Source organism: Thermopirellula anaerolimosa (genome assembly GCF_054657335.1).
This window is the reverse complement of the sequence record NZ_BAAHYX010000004.1, coordinates 611767-631986: the sequence shown is the minus strand read 5'-3', so window position 1 is coordinate 631986 and position 20220 is coordinate 611767. Positions and strand designations below refer to the sequence as shown.

At 60.0% G+C, this 20220-nt stretch carries 15 protein-coding genes; 6 read left to right on the top strand and 9 right to left on the bottom strand.

Going from position 1 to position 20220, the window contains the following annotated elements:
- The first annotated feature begins 235 nt into the window (after positions 1-235).
- Together secA and ACYQ6J_RS03025 are read left to right on the top strand one after the other, a co-directional pair.
- Positions 236-3928: a preprotein translocase subunit SecA gene (gene secA / locus ACYQ6J_RS03030; RefSeq protein ID WP_460182719.1), complete on the top strand. Its 3693-nt coding sequence runs from the start codon at positions 236-238 to the stop codon at positions 3926-3928.
- 83 nt (positions 3929-4011) lie between these two features.
- Complete coding sequence (locus ACYQ6J_RS03025) at positions 4012-5406, top strand: 3-deoxy-D-manno-octulosonic acid transferase (protein ID WP_460182718.1); 1395 nt, start codon at positions 4012-4014, stop codon at positions 5404-5406.
- A 57-nt stretch (positions 5407-5463) separates the two neighbouring features.
- Here the strand turns inward: ACYQ6J_RS03025 and ACYQ6J_RS03020 are convergent, their stop codons facing one another.
- From ACYQ6J_RS03020 to ACYQ6J_RS03010, 3 genes are all read right to left on the bottom strand, one after another.
- Positions 5464-5883 (bottom strand): acyl-CoA thioesterase, encoded by a 420-nt coding sequence (locus ACYQ6J_RS03020; RefSeq protein WP_460182717.1) that lies wholly within the window; start codon positions 5881-5883, stop codon positions 5464-5466.
- 105 nt (positions 5884-5988) lie between these two features.
- Entirely contained in the window at positions 5989-6594 is a 606-nt protein-coding gene (locus ACYQ6J_RS03015) for a hypothetical protein (RefSeq protein ID WP_460182716.1), read from the bottom strand.
- Positions 6595-6891: 297 nt separating this feature from the next.
- Positions 6892-7242, bottom strand: a complete 351-nt coding sequence (locus tag ACYQ6J_RS03010) for a protein kinase family protein (protein WP_460182715.1) — start codon at positions 7240-7242, stop codon at positions 6892-6894.
- 616 nt (positions 7243-7858) lie between these two features.
- Between ACYQ6J_RS03010 and ACYQ6J_RS03005 the strand changes: the two genes are divergently transcribed.
- From ACYQ6J_RS03005 to ACYQ6J_RS02995, 3 genes are all read left to right on the top strand, one after another.
- On the top strand, positions 7859-8755 hold the full coding sequence (locus ACYQ6J_RS03005; RefSeq protein WP_460182714.1) for a sugar phosphate isomerase/epimerase family protein: 897 nt from the start codon (positions 7859-7861) through the stop codon (positions 8753-8755).
- A 127-nt stretch (positions 8756-8882) separates the two neighbouring features.
- Positions 8883-10226 carry a Gfo/Idh/MocA family oxidoreductase gene (locus ACYQ6J_RS03000; protein ID WP_460182713.1) on the top strand — a complete coding sequence of 448 codons (1344 nt, stop codon included), beginning with the start codon at positions 8883-8885 and terminating at the stop codon, positions 10224-10226.
- 150 nt (positions 10227-10376) lie between these two features.
- Entirely contained in the window at positions 10377-11954 is a 1578-nt protein-coding gene (locus tag ACYQ6J_RS02995; RefSeq protein WP_460182712.1) for an outer membrane protein assembly factor BamB family protein, read from the top strand.
- A 57-nt stretch (positions 11955-12011) separates the two neighbouring features.
- On the opposite strand, the gene ACYQ6J_RS02990 is transcribed toward ACYQ6J_RS02995, so the two are convergent.
- Both ACYQ6J_RS02990 and ACYQ6J_RS02985 read right to left on the bottom strand, forming a co-directional pair.
- On the bottom strand, positions 12012-13007 hold the full coding sequence (locus ACYQ6J_RS02990; RefSeq protein WP_460182711.1) for a DUF1573 domain-containing protein: 996 nt from the start codon (positions 13005-13007) through the stop codon (positions 12012-12014).
- Between the two features lie 366 nt (positions 13008-13373).
- A complete protein-coding gene (locus ACYQ6J_RS02985) occupies positions 13374-14504 on the bottom strand; it encodes a glycosyltransferase family 2 protein (RefSeq protein ID WP_460182710.1) in 1131 nt (376 codons plus the stop codon).
- Positions 14505-14780: 276 nt separating this feature from the next.
- On the opposite strand from ACYQ6J_RS02985, the gene ACYQ6J_RS02980 reads away from it, so the two are divergent.
- Positions 14781-15290, top strand: a complete 510-nt coding sequence (locus ACYQ6J_RS02980) for a YbjN domain-containing protein (RefSeq protein ID WP_460182709.1) — start codon at positions 14781-14783, stop codon at positions 15288-15290.
- Between the two features lie 11 nt (positions 15291-15301).
- On the opposite strand, the gene ACYQ6J_RS02975 is transcribed toward ACYQ6J_RS02980, so the two are convergent.
- The 4 genes from ACYQ6J_RS02975 to ACYQ6J_RS02960 all read right to left on the bottom strand — a co-directional run bounded on the left by ACYQ6J_RS02975 (position 15302) and on the right by ACYQ6J_RS02960 (position 20220).
- Complete coding sequence (locus tag ACYQ6J_RS02975; RefSeq protein ID WP_460182708.1) at positions 15302-16762, bottom strand: DUF7402 domain-containing protein; 1461 nt, start codon at positions 16760-16762, stop codon at positions 15302-15304.
- 462 nt (positions 16763-17224) lie between these two features.
- Positions 17225-17533 carry a hypothetical protein gene (locus ACYQ6J_RS02970; protein ID WP_460182707.1) on the bottom strand — a complete coding sequence of 103 codons (309 nt, stop codon included), beginning with the start codon at positions 17531-17533 and terminating at the stop codon, positions 17225-17227.
- A gap of 185 nt (positions 17534-17718) precedes the next feature.
- Positions 17719-19188 (bottom strand): carbon-nitrogen hydrolase family protein, encoded by a 1470-nt coding sequence (locus ACYQ6J_RS02965; RefSeq protein ID WP_460182706.1) that lies wholly within the window; start codon positions 19186-19188, stop codon positions 17719-17721.
- A 51-nt stretch (positions 19189-19239) separates the two neighbouring features.
- Positions 19240-20220 carry a sugar phosphate isomerase/epimerase family protein gene (locus ACYQ6J_RS02960; RefSeq protein ID WP_460182705.1) on the bottom strand — a complete coding sequence of 327 codons (981 nt, stop codon included), beginning with the start codon at positions 20218-20220 and terminating at the stop codon, positions 19240-19242.

Here is a 20220-nt window from a genome sequence, read left to right as displayed (position 1 = left end):
GGCCTAGTCGTTAAATTGCGGTCGGCGCTCAATTTGCGGTTTAGGCCTCGTGAAGCGGCTCGGACGGGCCGAGTGCGCAAGCCTGTCATTTTGTACGGGCATGGCGTTTGCTACAATCTCTATTTGCGCCTGTTTTGGCGTATTGACCTGTCTATTTGACAAAACCGACCCGACCGGGTGGTAACACCCCTTCCCTAGGAATCTGCGCCGTCTTTCATATTAGGGCTGTACTCTGATGGAGCTATTGGAACGTCTTTGGGACGCGGTGACGGACACCTTTACGGTTCTCGGGCAGACCGTGGATCGCAGTGTTACCGCCGTTTTCGGTTCCGCCAACGCTCGCTATGTCCGCCGGTTGCAACCGAAGGTGCAGGCGATCAACGATTTGGAACCGCGCTATCAGAAGATGACGGATGCCGAACTGCGGGAGCAGACGGAGAAGTTCCGCAAGCGATTGGAGGCGGGCGAGTCGTTGGACGACATCCTCGTGGAGGCCTTCGCCGTCTGCCGCGAGGCGTCGCGCCGCGTGTTGGGAATGCGGCATTTCGACGTCCAACTGATGGGCGGTATGGTTTTGCACAACGGCAGCATCGCCGAGATGGTGACCGGTGAAGGAAAGACCCTGGTCGCCACGTTGCCCGCCTACTTGAATGCCCTGGAAGGGAAGGGCGTTCACGTCGTCACCGTGAACGACTATTTGGCCCGGCGCGACATGGAATGGATGGGGCCGCTTTATATGTTCCTCGGGTTGACCGTCGGAGCGATTCAGCACGACATGGGCGCCCGGGAACGCCAAAAGGCCTACGCCTGCGACATCACCTACGGGACCAACAACGAATTCGGCTTCGATTACCTCCGCGATAACATGCGATTGGCGGCGCGAGGCGACGATCGATTTCCCGCCGAAATGCAGCAGGTGCAGGGGCGTTTGCACTACGCCATCATCGACGAGGTGGACAACATCCTGATCGACGAGGCGCGAACGCCGCTCATCATTTCCGGTCCTGCTCACGACGACATTTCGCGCTACCGTCGCGCCGATCAGATCGCGCGGCAACTCAAACCGGAAGCGCACTTCGAAATCAACGAAAAGGATCGTACCTGTCATCTCACCGAGGAGGGTATTCGCAAGGCGGAGGAATTGGCCGGCGTCGAGAGTTTCTACACGGCCGGCAATTTGGAATGGCCGCATCTCATCGACAACGCGCTGAAGGCCCATCACCTTTACAAACGCGACGTACATTACGTGGTGCAGGGCGATGAGGTGGTAATCGTCGATGAGTTCACCGGGCGACTGATGCACGGTCGGCAGTGGAGCGACGGTCTTCATCAGGCCGTGGAAGCCAAGGAAAACGTGCGGATCAAGGAGGAGACGCAAACCCTCGCCACGATTACGATCCAGAATTTCTTCCGCTTGTACGACAAGATCTGCGGCATGACCGGTACGGCCATGACCGAGGCGAACGAGTTTTGGAAGATCTACAAACTCGAGGTCGTGGCGATTCCCACCAACCGGCCCCTCCGGCGTGTCAACCATCCGGACGTAATCTATCGGACGGCCCGTGAGAAATACCAGGCCATCGTCGAAGAAATCGAACGGATGCACAAGTGGGATACGGTTTGGTTTACGCGTTACGAATACGAGATCGGCGAGGTCAAACAAGAGAGCGACGACTCCATCGTCTTCATTACCAAGGAAGGCGAGCGGAAGATTCTGCCCAAGGCCAAGTTGCATCACATCGAACGCAGGGGACGCCCGATCTTGGTGGGCACCGTCTCGGTGGAAAAGAGCGAGATGCTCTCGGAGATGCTAAGCCGGCGGGGCATCAAGCACCAGGTACTGAACGCCAAGCATCACGCCCGCGAGGCCGAAATCATCGCTCAGGCCGGACGCAAGGGAGCGGTGACCATCGCCACCAACATGGCGGGACGCGGTACGGACATCATCCTCGGAGGAAATCCGGAGGCGATGGCTTGGGCCGTCTTGCAGCACAAATACCCCACGCGTTTGGACGTTCCGCGGGAAGAGTGGGACGCCCTCGTCAATGAGATCGAGAAGCGCGAGCAGATGAAGGCCGAGGGACGCGAAGTCGTCGCCTTGGGCGGGTTGCACGTCATCGGAACCGAACGTCACGAGGCCCGCCGCATCGACAATCAGTTGCGAGGGCGTTCGGGGCGTCAAGGCGATCCCGGCAGTAGCCGATTCTACCTGTCGCTCGAAGACGACCTGATGCGAATCTTCGCGGGCGATTGGGTCAAGAACGTCCTCACTCGCCTGGGCATGGAGGAAGGTCAGGCCATCGAAAGCCGCATGGTCACGCGTCGCATCGAGGGGGCGCAGAAAAAAGTCGAGGAACGCAACTTCGAAATCCGCAAGAATCTGCTCGAGTACGACCAAGTCATGGACGAGCAGCGGAAACGCGTGTACAGCTACCGGCAGAACATCCTCGAAGGGGCCGATTGCCGAATGCTGGTCACGCGGATGATTCGGGAACAGATCGACCATCATCTCGACATCTGCTTGGCCAAAATGTTCGGCGCGGATATGTTCGCGGAGTGGGCGGGCCGACAACTCTCCACGGAATTCCGCGGTCGTGATTTCCGCGGCATGGAGTTTTCCACGGCGGAGGCGTTCGCACGCGATCAAGCCGAGCGCATGGCGGAAAGCCAACTCTTCGATCTCATCGAGGAGAATTTGCCCGAGGACGCCGACCCGGAGGATTGGAACTGGGAAGCCTTGGCGAAGTCCATCTCCGCTCGTTGGAAGGTGGACGTCAAGGAACGCGATATCCGCAGGATTCCTCGGGAGGAACTCCTCGATGCGCTTCTGGAAAAGGTCCAGGCCGCGATTCGCGAGGTCGATCTTCAGGAGGGGGCGAAATTCCTGGAACCCGACTTCGGTCTGAAGAGCAGCATCAACTGGGTGCGGGGAAAGTTCGGCATCGAACTGAGCCTGGACGAACTTCGGGATTTGGAGCCCCCGGCGGTCAAGGATTTGGTCTTTGAAAAGGCCCTGGAGGCGTATCGCCGCAAGGAAATCGAGTTCCCCTTGCGGGCGGGGTTGGCCTACTATTCGGGTCGCGATGCCACGGGGCATCGTGTTTACGATCGCGAAGGTCTCCTGGCCTGGGCCCGCAGTCGCTTCGACGTGGAATTGTCCGAGGACGATCTCAAGAACAAGTCCGGACAAGAGATCTGGGACATTCTACTGGAGGCTTCCGAGCGGCAGTTCGAGAAAGCCGAAAAACTTCGGGAGGAAGGCACGGCCTTGCTCCGTTCCTTGTTCCAAGGAATGGCGGACGATCCCCGAGCCAAGGTTCCCCAAGACCATCCGCAATTGGATGCGTTTTGTCGATGGACGGCGGAGCACGTCGATCTGCAACTGACTCCCGATGATGTGGCGCGGATGGAACGCCGCGATCTGGAATGGAAGTTCCGCGATGCGTTCAATCATCGCTATGCGCCGGAAATGCGGAAGATGGAGCGATTCCTGCTTCTTCACACGCTCGACAGCGCATGGAAAGAGCATCTTCTAGTAATGGATCATCTCCGTAACAGCGTCGGGCTTCGCGGTTACGCCCAGGTCGATCCCAAAGTCGAATACAAACGGGAAGGGATGCGGCTATTCGAGGCGATGTGGGAATCCACGGCGCGCCGGATCACGGATCTCGTTTTCCGCGTGGAGCAAATGGACGAACGATTCGTCCGCTCCATGTGGCAAGAGACGGAAGCGCAGAAAGAGTCGTCGAAAAACGCGGTCGCCGAAATCGCCCAGCAACAGCAGGAAGCCATCGAAGGTTCGCAACAATCCGAGAAAAAGCAACCCTTCCGCAAACGAACGCAGGAAGTCGGACGGAATGAACCTTGCCCTTGCGGGAGCGGCAAAAAGTACAAGCACTGTTGCATGAAGAAGCGCGGCGTCGCGTGAACTCGCACGCGTGTCGGGGAACGCACCTCGATACCCACGCGGGTCTGAGCACAGCGACCGCCTTGCGGGAAAAGGAATTCCCCATGTCGATCTTGTTCGACATCGCTTATCTCGCGCTACTGATCTTGGTCAGCCCCGTTCTGATTTATCGATCCGTCACCGCAGGAAAGTACCGCCGGGGTTGGGCGCAGCGGTTGCTAGGCACGGTGCCGTACCGAAAGAGTCGGCGTCCTTGCATCTGGTTCCACGCGGTCAGCGTGGGTGAGGTCCATCTCCTGCCGCCGCTGGTTCAGGCGTTGCGATGGGCCTATCCGCATTGGGATGTCGTCATCTCCACGACGACCCAAACCGGAATGGAGGTGGCACGCAAGCGGTTTCCGGACCTCACGGTGTTCTACTCTCCGCTGGATTTTTCCTGGGCAGTCGCAAGGGTCTTTTACCGTGTTCGTCCCTCGGTTTTGGTGCTGACCGAACTGGAGATTTGGCCCAATCTAATCAGGGCGGCCAAGGCGCGAGGCGTTCGCGTGGCGATCATCAACGCACGATTAGGGGACAAGAGTTTCGCGGGCTATCGTCGCGCTCGATTCGCTTTGCGACCGATCTTCGCGGCGATCGATCTGATTGCGGTTCAAGACGCGGAAGGCAAGCGGCGATTCCAGCAACTGGGTGCCCATGCCGCCGCGGTCCACGTGACCGGTTCCATGAAGTACGACGGAGCGCAGAGCGATCGCGACAATCCGGCCACCGCACGTCTTCGGAACCTTGCGGGAATCGGGCGGGACGAAGTCGTCTGGATCGCCGGCAGCACTCAGGAGGAAGAGGAGGTCCTCGCGCTTTCCGTGGCTCAGAAGCTGAGCCGACGGTTCCCGAAACTCCGACTGATCGTCGTGCCGCGGCATCCGGAACGATTCGATGCGGTCGCGGATATGTTGTCCCGGAGCGGGATGCCCTGGTTGCGACGCTCGCAGTTGGGAGATGGTCCGGATACGCGCGTACACGCCGCTACGTCGCCCGAGGGCGCGACGAGTGGCGCCTTGCCGAGTCTACCGATATTGCTGGTCGATAGCGTGGGCGAACTGGCGGCATGGTGGGGGATGGCCGACGTCGCTCTGGTCGGCGGGAGCTTTGGACGCCGCGGGGGGCAAAACATGATCGAACCGGCGGCCTATGGGGCGGCGGTTTGCTTCGGCCCGAACACCTGGAACTTCCGCGACGTGGTCCGCCATTTCTTGGCGGCCGAGGCGGCGGTCGTCGTGCGTGATAAGCTCGAATTGGAACGCTTCGTCACACAATGCTTGCAAGACCCGGAGTACCGCCGGGAGTTGGGTAAACGGGCCGCGGACCTGGTTGCCTCTCATCGAGGGGCCGTCGATCGGACGCTGGCGTTGCTCGCTCCCTGGTTGGAATCGGGCGCGCGGGATGCTTTAGAGAGCAATGACCGTTCCCCGGAGATTCCAGCCTACCGCGAGGCAGGCTGACCGACCGTCTTGCACGGGGCGCCCACCAGTAGGATCGCGGTTCTCACAGCGGCTTGACTACTCCGCGCGGTCGCTCCGGCGGACCGTGCCGTCGGCGGTCTGCATTTCTTCCGGAATGGGCTGAACACGCCCTTGGGCGTCCACCAGCGCCAAAAGGACTCGTCCGGTACAAAGAAGATCTTGATCGCGGTACAACAGGTATTCGTGCTCGATCTTGAAGCCGGTGACCCGCCGCACGATGGTCCGGAGACGGAGCAAGTCATCGTACCGAGCCGGTTTGAGATAGCGACATTCGGCCCGCACCACGACCGCGTACAGCCCGCTTTCCTCCCACCGGCGGTAATTGCCGCCCGATGCCCGCAGCAATTCGGTCCGCCCCATCTCGAAATAGATAAAAACCCGGCTGTGGTGTAAAAAACCTCCCGGGTCGCACTCGGGATAACGGACGCGAATCTCGATTTCGTGCTCGGTCAACATGCCCCGGGGTCAATTTCCAGCGAAGCTAAAGTCAATAACGGCGGTCGATTCCCCGAGTGCGTACCGTCGTTGTTCAGCGGCAGGCTGAACGCAGTCCTTGGGGCGTCAAAAATCGAGTTTCCGCGAGACCGCATGCCCTACGGCATCTTCGATCCATGAGCAAAACGGACCATCCTCAGGTCGCCATTCCGCGACAATCGTCATCAGATTTCCCTGCTGGTCAAGTTGCAGGCCGTCCAAACGAAAAATCTTTCCCGAGCGGGACTGGATCACCCAGGCGAATGTTTGGTCGCGCGGGGCCTCGGGGAGGAGACGATACTCGACTCCAAAGCTCATGATCGTTCCCTCCGGTCCCGTTTGCGGCAGGGAAACCGGCAGCGTCAAATCCACCCATCGAACGGTTGGAGAACCCGTCGCGGAACCGGAGGGTTGGGCCGCCGCGATAATCGTCGGTGCGATCTCGCCGAGCGTAGGTCCGGACGATTCCCCGACCGAAGCACCGAGCGGCAAGGAAGAATTGCTTCCACCGGGCGGCACTACCTTCGTCTCGGATTCGCCTTGAGCGGGTCGATGCACGAAGAAGCCCACCGGTCCTCCGACGGTCTGTTGCGGCGGGATTTGTTCCGGCGTGTTGACTTGCTGCGACGTCGCCTGAGGCGTGGGCGGCGAAGCCCGCAAGCTTTCTACGGCCTCGCGAGAACACCCGAGCATCCACAGGCAACCCAGCAAACATAAGCTCGGAAGGCATCGGCGCGATACAGGTAAGCGATTCCACCCCTTTGCCCCGTTCGTGAGGTGTTTCATTCTGCGGCCCCTTTTTTTTAGAAAACACCGCTGAATCCTTTCGCCGAATAGCCCAAGTTCGGCGGTTTGCTCCTTTCTTATGAGCCTATTTTAGCGAGTGAAATCGCAAACGGAAGAAGGCCGCGAGAAATCCCTGTCGAGTGTTTCAGGAAGGTCAGGTCCGGCCTTGTAAAGAGAGCTCATCTCGCTACCGCAAATAGGACCTCAAAGCGAATACGCTAGAAATGACGCATCCACAACGCCATTAGGTCGCCGCCCGTGGCCAGTGCCTAGCGCGACACGAGGTAATCGATCACTACCCATCACTACCCAATAGTCCAGCAGGCTCACAATGTGCGGGTGACCGGGAATGGCTTTGATGAGCGAGAGGTTATTCGGTTCCTTTTTCAGGGCGAGATTCTTCCCGTTGATCGGTTGCAGCGAAACCTTCACCGCCGAGCGGACCCCGCTGGGGGATTCCACCTCCCCGGCTTCGGCAAACCCGCCCGACCCCAGGCGTTTGATCGGCCGAAGTTGCTGCCCGTTCGCCAAAAACACCCGCACCACGTCGTCCATTCCCGCACCTCATCGCGGCCGATAACTCCTCGTTAGCTCGCTTCCGAAGGGGTTTTCTATTTGGCGCACTAATCGTACCTGGCGACAGACCAGCCACTAAGTTGCAGTGAATCCTGACACAAAAGGCACAGCGGATCGTTGTGTCCCACTTACGGGAAGCGAGAGTCCATGCTCGTCGTCTCTCGAGCACGGTTTTTCGTAGATCGCTGCGAAAATATCCAACGATTCATTCTGCTTGCCCGCGCCGACCCCTGTGAGGCACAACCCGGGAAGTCGAAATCTCATTGCTATGAGATTTCCTCAGATGCAAGGCTAAACGGTGAAGACGAACAACGCCGCCTAGATCGCCGATGCGGTTTTTCGGGGTTGCTTCACCGGGCCTGTCCGCGTCGTGATCGCTCGGTCGGGCAAGTAGCCTTTGCGAATACAACCTGGCGAAGCCCCTCTCCCAACCGAAGGCGTTTTTTGGGGGGGCCCGACTCAGACCTGCAGACGCGTGGATATGGCCACGCTGCGGGCTAGGTCTTTCGCCCACGCACCTTTCGGATCATGATATGCAGAGCGGCGTAAGAGGGGGCCCTCGCCGCGTTTTCTCTCACGCATGGGAGGTGACTTCATGGAAACGCATGCTCGGCAGCACACGGGCATCGGCATTGCACGGTCTATTCTTTTCGCGATGACCGCGTGCCTGGTGCCGTCGATCGGCGCAATCGCCGGTGAATTCGGCGTCATGGCCAACAGCATCGACATCCGACGTCTCCCCCCGACCACGGTCGCGGAAATCATGCAGCGGCAGGGTTACCATTACGTGGCACTCAGTTGTCCGGCCGATCAATTGGCCGACTCGGTTCGAGCATACCGCGCTCACGGCGTCGAAGTTACGGCGGTATATGTCGGCCTTGCCGTCACCCCGGAGGGCGTCGCCTTCAGCATTCCAATCGAGGATGTCCTGGCGGTCCTAAAAGGCCGCGGTATCGCACTGGTTCATGTAACGGGGAACAAAGGTCCCCAGGCGGATGACGCGCGGATCGTTCAAGTATTGCGGGAACTTGCCGATCGCGCGAGTCGGGAGGGCGTCACCGTGGCAATCTATCCCCATGTTGGCAACCGCATTCCGACCATCGAATCGGCCCTCGCCGTTACCAAGGCGGCGGATCGGCCGAACTTGGGCGTTTGCTTCAATCTGTGCCACTACCTGAAACAACACTCGCCCGACGGAATTCGCGAAGCGATTCGGACGGCGCGCCCGCTCTTGAAGGCGGTAACCATCAATGGTTCCGACACCGGAGATACACAATCCATGAACTGGGATCGATTGATCCAACCGCTCGGCCGGGGCAGCTTTGATGTAGCGGGCATGATGCACTTCCTGGAGCGGGATTTGAGCTACGGCGGTCCGGTGTACGTTCAACTGTACAACATCCAAACCCCCGCCGAGCAGTTGCTGGAGGCGACCTTGGCCGCATGGAAGGCGATGCACGACGAGCAGCGAAACACGGCGGACGGTCGATAGCCGCCTCATTCCCGATGGCGCCCCCTGTTGCTTTACGGACGGCACTCGATACGATCCGGCGTAAGCGGACGAACGGCGGGGATGGCCCTTCCCACTGTCCCCGAACCGATACCAGAGGAGATTCCCCATGCAAAGGTCTTCGCGACGTCGCTTCTTGAAATGGTCCGCTTGCGTCGGTGCGACCGTTGCCGTTCCGACCGTCGTACCTGCCACGGTCTTCGGCGAAAGCGCACCCGGCAATACGGTCACCATGGGAATGATCGGCACGGGGCGCCAATGCTACCACAAGAATATCCCGCTATTTCAACGGCAACCCGACTGTCGCATTCTCGCGGTCTGCGACGTCGACGCTTGGCGCATGAACGAAGCGAAGAAGTTGGTGGACGAATACAACCGCGAAAAACACGGCATGACCGCGGGTTGCGCCGCCTATCGCGACTACCACGACCTCTTGGCACGCGACGACATCGATGCAGTCATGATCTCGACCCCGGATCATTGGCACGTCGTCATGGCGATGGAGGCCATGCAAGCCGGGAAAGACACCGCCCTGGAAAAGCCGATCCTACGGACTATCGCGGAGGGACGCCGCCTTCAAAAGGCGTCGCAAGAGTCGGGGCGGATTTTTCGCGTTGACAGTGAATTTCGTGTGGGAGAACCGGCGAGGCGGGCCTATTCGGTCGTCCAAAGTGGCTTGCTGGGCAAGATCGGCAAGGTTCGTGTCGGCGTGCCCGAGAGTGACGTCGGTTGCCCGCCCCAACCGGAAATGCCTGTGCCCGACGAATTGGACTACGATCGCTGGTTGGGAGCGGGAAAGACCCAAGCGCCGCCCATCCCATACACGCTCAACGGCGTTCATCCGCGGCACGATCTGAGCGGTCGGCCTGGATGGATGCGGAAGCTCAATTTCTGCGACGGCATGGTGACGAACTGGGGAACGCACCTTTTTAATGGGGCGCTTTGGTGCCTCGGCTTGGATCGCAGTTGGCCCCTGGAAATCTCCGGAACCGGCGTCTATCCGCCCGCCGACAGCTTTTGGAACGTGCTCTTGAAATTCCACATCACCTACAAGTATCCCGGCGGCGTCGAGATCGAATACTTTACGGAAAGCCCCTACATGTATTTCGAGGGCGACAAGGGTTGGATCAAGGCCGGATTCAACTTTTTCGAAGCCAGTGACGACAAGCTTAAGACGCAGCCATTCCCGTTGGTGGACCAACCTGAACCTCGCTTCACCAGCGAGAAGCGGGACTTTCTCGACGCGGTGAAGAGTCGCCGCCCGAGTTCCGAACCGGCCGAGGTGGGAAACCATGTTACGGCCGCGCTCGTGATGGGACACTTGGCCGTCAATCTGGGCGAAACGCTTCGCTGGGACGCCCAGCGCGAGCAATTCTTCGGCAGCGCTAGGGCTGATGCGATGATCGACCGGCCGATTACCGAGCCCAATCCCGATCTCCAGCAGAAGGTCTGAAGATCGGCCAAGCGGAACCGCGGCGGCACGAACCGTGCGGTGCGCTGTTGCCAACCCGCCCCGAATCGACTCTTGATTTCGCCGCCAAAACGCGTAGTCTGAGGGAACACGTTCCCAAGCTTTTTCCTGCCTTCATCTCGGAGTGTCTTCATGCTCCCCCCCGGTATTCCTCCCGGCAACTCCGGCAAGTCCTCGTCCAAGCACGGCCTCGGCATCTTTTCCTTTCTGCTGATTCTTTATCTAAACGGCCCGATGTTTGCCGCCGATCAGCCGCAATGGGGTGAACGGTTTACCCGGAACATGGTTTCGGCGGAAACGAACCTGCCCGCGCGATTCGATCCCCCAAGCGGGGAAAACATACTTTGGTCCGTGGACCTGGGCACGGACAATTATGCGTCGCCAATCGTCGCGCAAGGGCGAGTCTACATCGGGGCCAACAACGCCAGGCCGCGGGACCCTCGCATCCAAGGCGATCGGGCCGTGCTTCTGTGCTTGGACGAAGCGACGGGGGAACTGCAATGGCAATTGGCCGTGCCGCGATTGGGCGAGGACCCGTATCTCGATTGGCCGCGGATCGGCATGTGTTCCCCGCCCACCGTGGACGGCGATCGCTTGTTTACCGTCACGAATCGTTTTGAGGTCGTATGCCTGGACGTGGATGGACAACGCGACGGAAACGACGGCCCTTATCAAGATGAGGGCCGGCACATGGCGGCCCTCGACGAACCGCCCCCAGAGGTCACCGAAAAGGATGCCGACATCATTTGGCTCTTCGACATGCCGAAAGAGGTCGGCAGCTATCCGCACGACGGTGCGCACGCGTCAATTCTCATGGACGGTCGCTTTCTGTACATCAACACCGGCAACGGGGTCGACAATACGCATCGTAAGATTCGGGCGCCGGACGCCCCCAGCCTCATCGTGCTCGACAAGCGAACGGGTCGATTGGTGGCTCAAGACGGCGAACGCATCGGCCCGAGAATCTTCCACGCCACGTGGTCTTCTCCCGCCCTGGGAAAAATCGGGGGAAAGCGGGTCGTGTTTTTTGCGGGCGGCGACGGTGTGCTGTACGGCTTTGAGGCGCTGCCCCAGGACCTTCCGGAGGGGCCGGTGCGGACTTTGCAACGCGTCTGGCGTTTCGATTGCGACCCGGAAGCCCCGAAGGAAGACGTCCATCAATACATCACCAACCGACGTGTCAGTCCCAGCAACATCAAGAGCATGCCCGTCTTTCATGACGGTCGCATCTACGTCACCGTGGGCGGCGATATTTGGTGGGGAAAACGGGAGGCCTGGCTACAGTGCATCGAGGCGAGGGAAGAGGGCGACGTCACGAAAACGGCGCTGCTGTGGTCGTATCCTCTCCAAGAACACTGCTGCTCCACTCCGTCGATTGTCGACGGCTTGGTCTTCGTCGCCGATTGCGGGCGCATGGTCCATTGTGTGGATGCGGAAACCGGCCAACCCTATTGGACGCACAACATGCGAGGGGACGCCTTTGGTTCCACGATGGCGGCCGACGGCAAGATTTACGTCGGATCGCGGCGCGGCGATTTCTACGTCTTCGCCGCCGACAAAGAAAAGCGCATCTTGGCGGAGATCGATCTGGGAAGCCCCACGGCATCCACCCCGACCGCGGCGAACGGCGTGCTGTACGTGGCAACGCTGACGCGATTGTTCGCGGTCAAGGCAATGGCGGAATCCAACGTCGCAACCCACGGACCCTAATTCCTCGGCCCCGACTGTAATCGCCGGATTTCGGCGTGCAATCTCGGCAGTCGCCGCCTACTCGACCTTCCCTAGAACCGGCACGCGGATCGTCTCGTAGCCGGGCAGGTCGGTACGAACGACGATTTCGCCGCGAATCTCTCCGGTTTGGCTCGCGGCCTCAAACGTCATCGGAATGACGGTGACGCTCTTCTTGCCGTTCGGTATCACGAATCGGAATCGATCATCAGGACCGTCCACTCCCAATACTTGAAACGGTTCGCGAGCCTGGATCACGATGTTGCGTGCCAAGGTGTTGCCGGGCCGAACCACGCCCAGCAGCACTTGGGAAGGCTGAACGCTGACAGCGGCCACGACGGAACCTTCGACAGGCAAACTGACACGCTGGGCGTCACTGCGGACGTCGTTCGTGGTCAGGTCGATGCGTTCCGAGAAATAGCCCGGCGGGGTGTCCGGTTGCAGCGTCACCGTGATTTCGTAACGAACTTGCCCTCCGCCGCGAGCAGTCTCCACCAGTTTCACATCCAAGAATGGTACGCTTGGGACGGCCTTGACGATTTGCCAGTCGTTGCGACCGGCATAGCTCAGTTGCACCTTACGGGCGGCGGCGGTGCCTGCGGGAACGCCGGAAAACAAAACCTCGCCCGGTTCGAACACCACATCACTGCGAATGTACACGTACGTATGTAGTTGCACTTCCGCGGGAAAGGGTTTATCGAAGGTCACGGTTATCGTGGCGTCCTTTCGGCCCATAAACGCTCGCGTGTCCACCGTCGCAATGATTTGCCCGGTTTCATACGTCTTCAAAGTGTCCTTGGTGAAACGGGGTTGCGTGCAACCGCAACTGGTTCGCACGTTCGCGATGTGCACGTCCTCGACGTAAAGATTCTTCAACGTGAAGACATGTTCGACCTTGGCGCCCCGCGCCACCATACCGAAATCGTGCTGCGTGTGATCGAACATGGCAGTCGCCCATTCCTGGCCGAGACTGAGACGTCCCGAGCAGACGACCGTCAATACCGCAAGAGTCAGTAAGCCGAAATGCTTATTCATGGCGTTCACCATCGGCGGAAGGGATCATTACGGCAGGCGACGACTTTTTCGTAGAACGCTGCGGTCCGGTCGGTACTTACACCAGATCGTTGGTTTCGCAAAACCGCCGAACGGACGCGCCGAACCGCGGGCGGAACGCAATGTTTCGCTCGAGCGCAGCTTTCCCTTATCCGGAAGCCCCCGCCGGCTTGGATCATACCGATCCCCGGGATAACGATCAACGTTGATTGCCGGACGCCGCAGTCCTCTTATCCTGCGCACTTTTTCGGATGCCTGTGGTTTCAGCCTGTCATCGCGGAGCATCAGCCGAAATGGTCCGGGACGGTCACCAGCGTGTAGCCCGCTCGGTCCGCAGCAAGCGATGCGCTAACACCGAGTGCCCGTGCGGGCCAACGGCGATTCCAAGGGCGTTTCCGCTACCGGAATGTGGAGCGTCTTCGGTTGCGGAAATGGTATGACGGCGGGCGGCGACGGCGGGCCGTCCGAAACCGTCGGCGCGACCGAGGCGGGTGCGACTGACTGAACCGCTTCCCGACCGGAAACGACGGTTCGGTATAACGGCAAGGCGTTTTTCTCCCAGCCCGTCACTCTCACCAGTTGTTCGGCCAGTAGCCCCAAATTCCACATCGCCAGCGAGAAAAACCACGCGACCTCGGCCGCGATAAGAAACGCCGCCCGAGCCGTGGCGCTCCCCGCCATCCCGACGACTCCGCAGAACATCAACCCCACTCCCAAAACACCGGACGCAATCGCGGTGCGGGAGAAACGGCTCATCGGCGTGCGGCGTCCCCGGGCAAGGGACGCGAGAATGGCTAGATCTCGCAAAACGCGAAACGTCCTGCCCAGCCCGTATTTGGTCCGCCCCGACGTTCGTGGACGATGGTTTACGTCAATTTCGACCGATTTCGCTCCCAGAGAGTCGGCCAAGACGGGAATGAAACGATGCATCTCCCCGATCAACTCCAGGCGGTTGGCCAACTCTCGACGCATGGCCCGTAAAGCGCAACCCAGATCGTGCACCTCGGTGCCCATAATGCGGCGAATCAGCCAATTGGCCGCCAGAGAGGGCAATCGGCGGGTCCAAAAACCGTCTTGCCGCTTGCATCGCCGACCGTGAACAACGTCGTAGCCCTGCTCCAAGACTTCGAGTAAGCGTGGGATGTCGCCGGGGTCGTTTTGTAAGTCTCCGTCCAGGGTCACGACGATGCGACCTAGCGTAGAACGAATCCCCGCCGCTAAAGCCGTGGTTTGGCCGAAATTCCTCGCGAAACGCACCAGCGTGACCCGAGGGTCCTGCGAGGTCGCGGTTAGCAACTCCTCCCACGTTCCGTCGCGGGAACCATCGTCCACAAAGCAGATCTCCCAGGATGGCCCCAGGCTCGCCAGGGCTTGCACAAGCTCCTCATACAACGGGCGCACATTGTCTTTTTCGTTACACAACGGAATCACCACGGAAATTTCCGCTGCCGCATCTTGCGAGCATACCGACTGCTGCATACGATCATCCCTGACGACCGGGCGCGCCGAGCTTCTCTCCCTTCAAAAAACGCATTGCATCTTACCGATTCTCGTCCGGTTCGGACAACACTGGTTTACCCCCCAATAATGGTTAGTGTTTTTTGGTTGCGACGGGGTTACACTGCCTCGTGACGTCACGGAAGTCCAGGTGATTTCGATGGCTTTTTGTGCGGCCTCTCGTTTGTACCGTTTCGATGCTCGGACCGCCCGGGCAACCGCGTGTTTTCAGACTCTTTCAGCGAAAGGAATTTCGCCATGTCAACTCGTCACAAGCCGGCCTGGGTAGCCCTCGCGGCCATAATCGCCGCATCCATGTTCGCGGTCGTCGCCCGGGCGCAATTGGGCAGCTCGGCCGATGCCCGCGTTCGCAAAGTGATTGAAGCCATCGGTTGGAAGTATGAAGTCGATTCCGACGGCGATTACAAGATGGTGTTTCGGTTCGACGATGAGCGGACGCAACTCGTTTACGCCAACGGGAAAACGGTAGAATTGGGCAACATGGAGATTCGAGAGGTTTGGGCGCCCGGTTTCAAGATACCCGGGGATGCTTCCGCCGAAATGCTGCTCGACCTGTTGCGAGAAAACAATCGCGTCAAGGTCGGTGCGTGGCGGGTCATCAAGTCCGGCAGCGATTTGGTGGCCGTATTCACGGCCCAAATATCGGCCGACGCGGATAAAGACACGTTTCAGACTGTCGTCCAGGCCGTTTGCACGACCGCAGACGAAAAAGAAAAGGCGGTCACCGAGGGCGGGGACGATTTCTAATCGAGCGTCCTTCACTCGCCCCCGGTTTTGCTTGCAGGGTTAAACACCGCGATCTCGGCCAGACCCACGTTGGGCGTTTCGGGCTTGACGGCAGTGATGACGAATGCCAGCCACGTGGTTTGTCGTGGGGTAAATGCGATTTCCAGGCCCGCCTCGGGTCCGTCGGGCAGCGACGGTACCGGGATGGTCGTTCCGTCGCTGAGAACCAGCATGCCGCTCGTGATTTGATCGAGGTCGTTCGGCCGATCGAACAGCCAAACCCGGTCGATCGTCTCAGGGGCATCCCAAGTCAATCGTAGGAAGGCGGTCTCGCCCTCTCCGCGACTGGCCCATTCCGTTTCCGGGCTGTTGGGAAAACCCGCCGCCGAACCGTCGCAAAGGGCTTCGGCCCGATAATCGGGATGAACGGAACTGACGCTGATCTTGGCACGGCGGGCCGCGTTGCGAGGAGAAGTCCAGGGCGAATCCTCACGCGGCTCACTCGAAGAGATCAGTCGAATCTCTTGCAGGCACATACCGTACCGGCTTCCCGGGGGATTGGAGCGAATCTTGGCCTCATTCCAATTGGGGGCAAAATTGGCCGCGTAACAAAGCCACATCGTGCGACCATCCGGAGAAATGAATCGCGAGGGCAAATTCAAAAAATAGGCCTGCTCGCCGAAGTGGTGCAAGTATTTGACCACGCGGTAAGGTCCGGTGATACGATCGGCCTCCAAGGCATAGCTGTTGAAGAAACCCGCCGTGTTCGTGCCATCGGTCACGCACATCAGATATTTCTTCAACGGGGCGTTGTAGGTGATCGTCACGCACCCCATGTTGTCGTCCCAACGCACGATCGGTCTTATGGCCGAAAAGTCTCGGCTCCAGAGGGGTTGCCCATTCTCATCGTCCCCCGCATAGAACTCGTAAGCCCTCGGGTCATTGAGAGAATCCGGCCCGGGCGAAACGCGAATGAGGTAGATCTCGTCACCGGTGATCCAACTGTTGTAGCCAAAGCGGCGATTCTCCGGCCCTCGCGACGCTCCGTGAGAGACAAGGTACACCTTGCCGTCCGGCGAGTGCTCCAGTTCACGACCGAAGTCGACCACATGGGCGGCGCCGATTTTGACCGGCCCGCCTTCCAGCCCGGATTCTCCAAACAGGGGGGCCGCGGGCGAGTGCGGACACGGCGTCCAGGTCTTACCGCCGTCGCGCGAAATGTGGAACCCAACCAGCGGTCCCAGCCAGGGCCAGTTGTACGCCACACCTTCGTGTTCGACTCGGCCCGAGGGCGCTAAACCGTAGGTGCCGATGTACCATACGCCCTTGTAAAAGAGGTTTGCCGAGGGGTATCGACCGTGATACGGCAGGGCGGACCCGGGAATCACGCCCGGGTCGATTACCCGAAGACGCAGCGGATCGTCGCCGACGATCACCGCGTGCCCCACGACGGCCCGATCGCCGTTGCCCGAAATGGCCGTGACGTCATTCACCGTCCCATCTGTGAAACAGGAATAGAGCCTGTCGTCAGCCGCCCAGGAAGGGTACCAAGTGTCAGCCGCGGTGTATTCTGCGTGACAACCGGTAAAACCGATCTCCACGAAGTCGAATGAACGAGGCAGAGGACAATCCGGCGGCGGATCCGAAGGCCAGGTGAAATACCTCGCGGCGGGCGGAGTTTCTATCGTACGGTACGAAGCCGCGCCGCCCTTCGCCCCCGACTCTTCCCCCGCGGCCGAGGTTGCCGCGCAGAGGAGCGCACCAAACATTGTCAAGGACGCGAGTACAATACCGCTGCGGCACATTCCTTGAAACCGGCCCTTCATGGTTTTTCCTTTGCTGTTCTTTGCCTCGGAATCCCCACGGCGCAGACTCGATCCGGGGAATGCGAAGACGGCGACGATCCCGGCACTGCGGATAAAGCGAGGGCGTCTTATCCGCGATGCGCCCGCTCTTCATTCCTGCTTCACGTCGAAGACGTCGTCTTCTGCTACGGCATGATTACCGCCGTGTGCGCCGGTCTCGTGCTCCGATGTCTCGGAGGCACCGGCGGCAGGCGCCGGCTTTCCTCCCGCGCTTGGACGCTTCAAAAACGCGATCCACCCCATGACACCCTTGGCGTCCTTGTAGTATTCGAAGCCGACAAGCTCCCAACCTTGCTGTCCCAACTCGTTCAACTCATCTTGCAGCGCCAATTCGGATCGCCGCACCGTGTAGAGGTACTCCCAGCGCTGCTGAGCCGTCACGACGGCCGTCTTGGTCATGATCGTTCCCCTCCCTTGTCCTGGTCTTCCTCCCAACCCCAACCTCGCCGACAAGCGAGGCCCTCATCTCCGCTAATTCGGCCTTTCTCGTATGACTCGCCGCACCCTCCCGCCCGCGAACGATAAGCCGACGCGATCCCATCATGCACGCCGGTCCATGACGGTCGGCCGAAGAACCGTACGTATCATCGCGGGATATCCGTCGCCTCCGTCAAGGGACCGTAAGTTTCCGGCATTCGGTGTCGCGGTCCGATCGCTCGCCAATCGCCCACCCACGGTAGCGAATGGCGATCTTCCAAATTCACCTCCGCCCAAAAAACCCCTTCCTTGCCGTCATTACGAGCCAAGACCCGCCCGAGGGGATCGATCACCAGGCTACTGCCGTCATAGACGGAGGCAACCAGGAAAAACCCGCCGTCTCGCGCTCGAACACGAAAGACGTTTTCCCCCTCCACGCGTCCCTCTTGGTCGGGAAAGGTCGTGCCCCATGTCGGTGCAAAGACCACTTCCGCGCCACGGATTCGCCACATCGAGGCCACCTCGGGGAAAAACCAGTCGTAGCAGATCTGAATCGCCACGCGACCGAAATCCGTTTGGAAGACCGGATAATCGTCGCCCGGCGTAATACCCTGCCGCCATTCCTCACGGGGCAGGTGAACCTTGCGATATTTTCCCGCCGGATTGCCCTGACGATCGATGAGCACGGCCGTGTTGTACAGCGTGCTTCCGTCACGCTCGTACAATCCCGCCACGACCCACAGTCGGTTTTTCGCCGCACATCGCCCCAGATACTCGGTAGACGGCCCCGGTATCGGTTCCGCCACGTCGGCGATCGACTCGTTGGTCCCCACCACGGTGATACCTTCGCCCAAGCACACCGCGTCCAGCCCCAATTGTCCCGCGCGGTCGATGTATTCCGCGAACCGCTCGAGATTGGATGTCGGGGAACCGTTTCGCGGTCGGAAATGGATCGTGCCGATTTTCACAGTCCGTCCGGCGACCGGTGCGGTTTCCTGAAAGACCACGTTTTCCAACCGAACGCGCCCGCCGCGGAGCCACTTGATCTCGAGCGATATTTCCGCGCCGTCGGCGTCCTCGGGAGCCGCGAATACGTCTCTCAACGTGAACGAGACGGTGGTATCGGCCCCTCCCTGCGATACCTGACATTCCCGCGCAAGCATTCCCGCCGGGTGCGTCGGCTTCCCTTGCCGCAAGAACGTCACGCGAGCCAAGACGGTCCTCTGCACCGGTTCCTTCAGATTCCAGGCGGTTCCGCTCAGTTGGAGAAGATACGAACGCCCACCCTGAATCCCATCAATCCTTTGCGAAATCGCGCCCACGGCGAACGGGCGGTCCGGCGACTCCCAAATAACTCCCCTTTCCTCGAAGGTGGGACGGATTTGAGCCGGAGAAAACGCAGGCTGAAAGACGGTCCAGACCTCAGTCGGGCGGAGACCCTCTTGCGGCGCGAATCCCGGACACTGCGAGAGATTCTTCGCCGCGGGGGCTTGGGCCGAGGCCGCAAGAAACTCGTCGGGGAGACACGCGGAGCCGAAACCGCCCAGCAACACGATCCATACCAACGGCGGCAACGCAAACCTGGCTTGCCGTTGTTCCACGCTTGGCCGAGATCGATCGATGTGACTGGGCGCCATGGACGTATCTCCCTTCGCGCACATTTCGGCCCTTCGCGGCCTTGTCGGCGACTATTGCACGTACTCGAACAACACATTGGCCTTTCTGGCGACCTCGAAGAGATAGTTCTTCGAGGCTTCGTACTCGGCCGGACCTTTCATGTGTTCGATCATCAGCGGAACGTCGGCGGGCAGCGTCGCGAGACGCTGAAGGTACGTCACGTAATCCAATTCCCCTTCCCCCAGGGTTACCTCCACGAAATGGACGTTCATCTCCACTTCCCACTTCAGGTCCTTGGCGTGGCAACTGACAATCCAAGGCCCCAGTTTGTCGAAGCACTCATTGAGCAAGCCCGTGTTGTCGTAAAACTTCGCCGGGCTGTTCACCAAATTGCACGGATCCAAGTGCACGGCGAAGGCTTCGCGGTCAACGGCTTGAATCATGCGAAGATAGGAATCGGGACTGTCCGGCAAAGACCAACCCATCATTTCGTAGGCGAATTTGGCATGCTTCGGCTTGACCGCATCGATGATGCGGCGGGCATTTTCGACCGCCGCCTGGAAGAACTCGTCGGATAGATTTTTGGGGTGCGGCCCGAACCAGACCGTCGGATTGAACGAACCGGCGATGTTGACGCAGCATCGGGCGCCCACCTCCTCCGCTATCGCCAGGCCGTCGATGACGCGCTGCATGTTCTCCGCTCGTTTTTGCGGATCGGCATCCAGCAGATTGCACCAGACGCCGACCTCCGCGATCACCACGTCGTGCTGCCGAAAACCCTCGCGAATCTCGCGAAGTCGTTCCGTCTCCTGAATTCCCACCGGCGGACAATAGGCGGCCCGATAGCCCTGTTCACGGTGTAGGCGAGCCAGTTCGGCGGGATCCTTGGGGGCATGAAAGACGGGAGCACCCAAACGAATGGGATGCTTGGGACCGGTGACCGGTCCGCCGCCCGCCGTCGTCGGCGGTGCCGCATCCGCGCTCGTACGCAACATCCCCGCCGCCATTGTCGCGCCCGTAGTCTGCAAAAAACGCCGTCGCGTCGTGTTCAT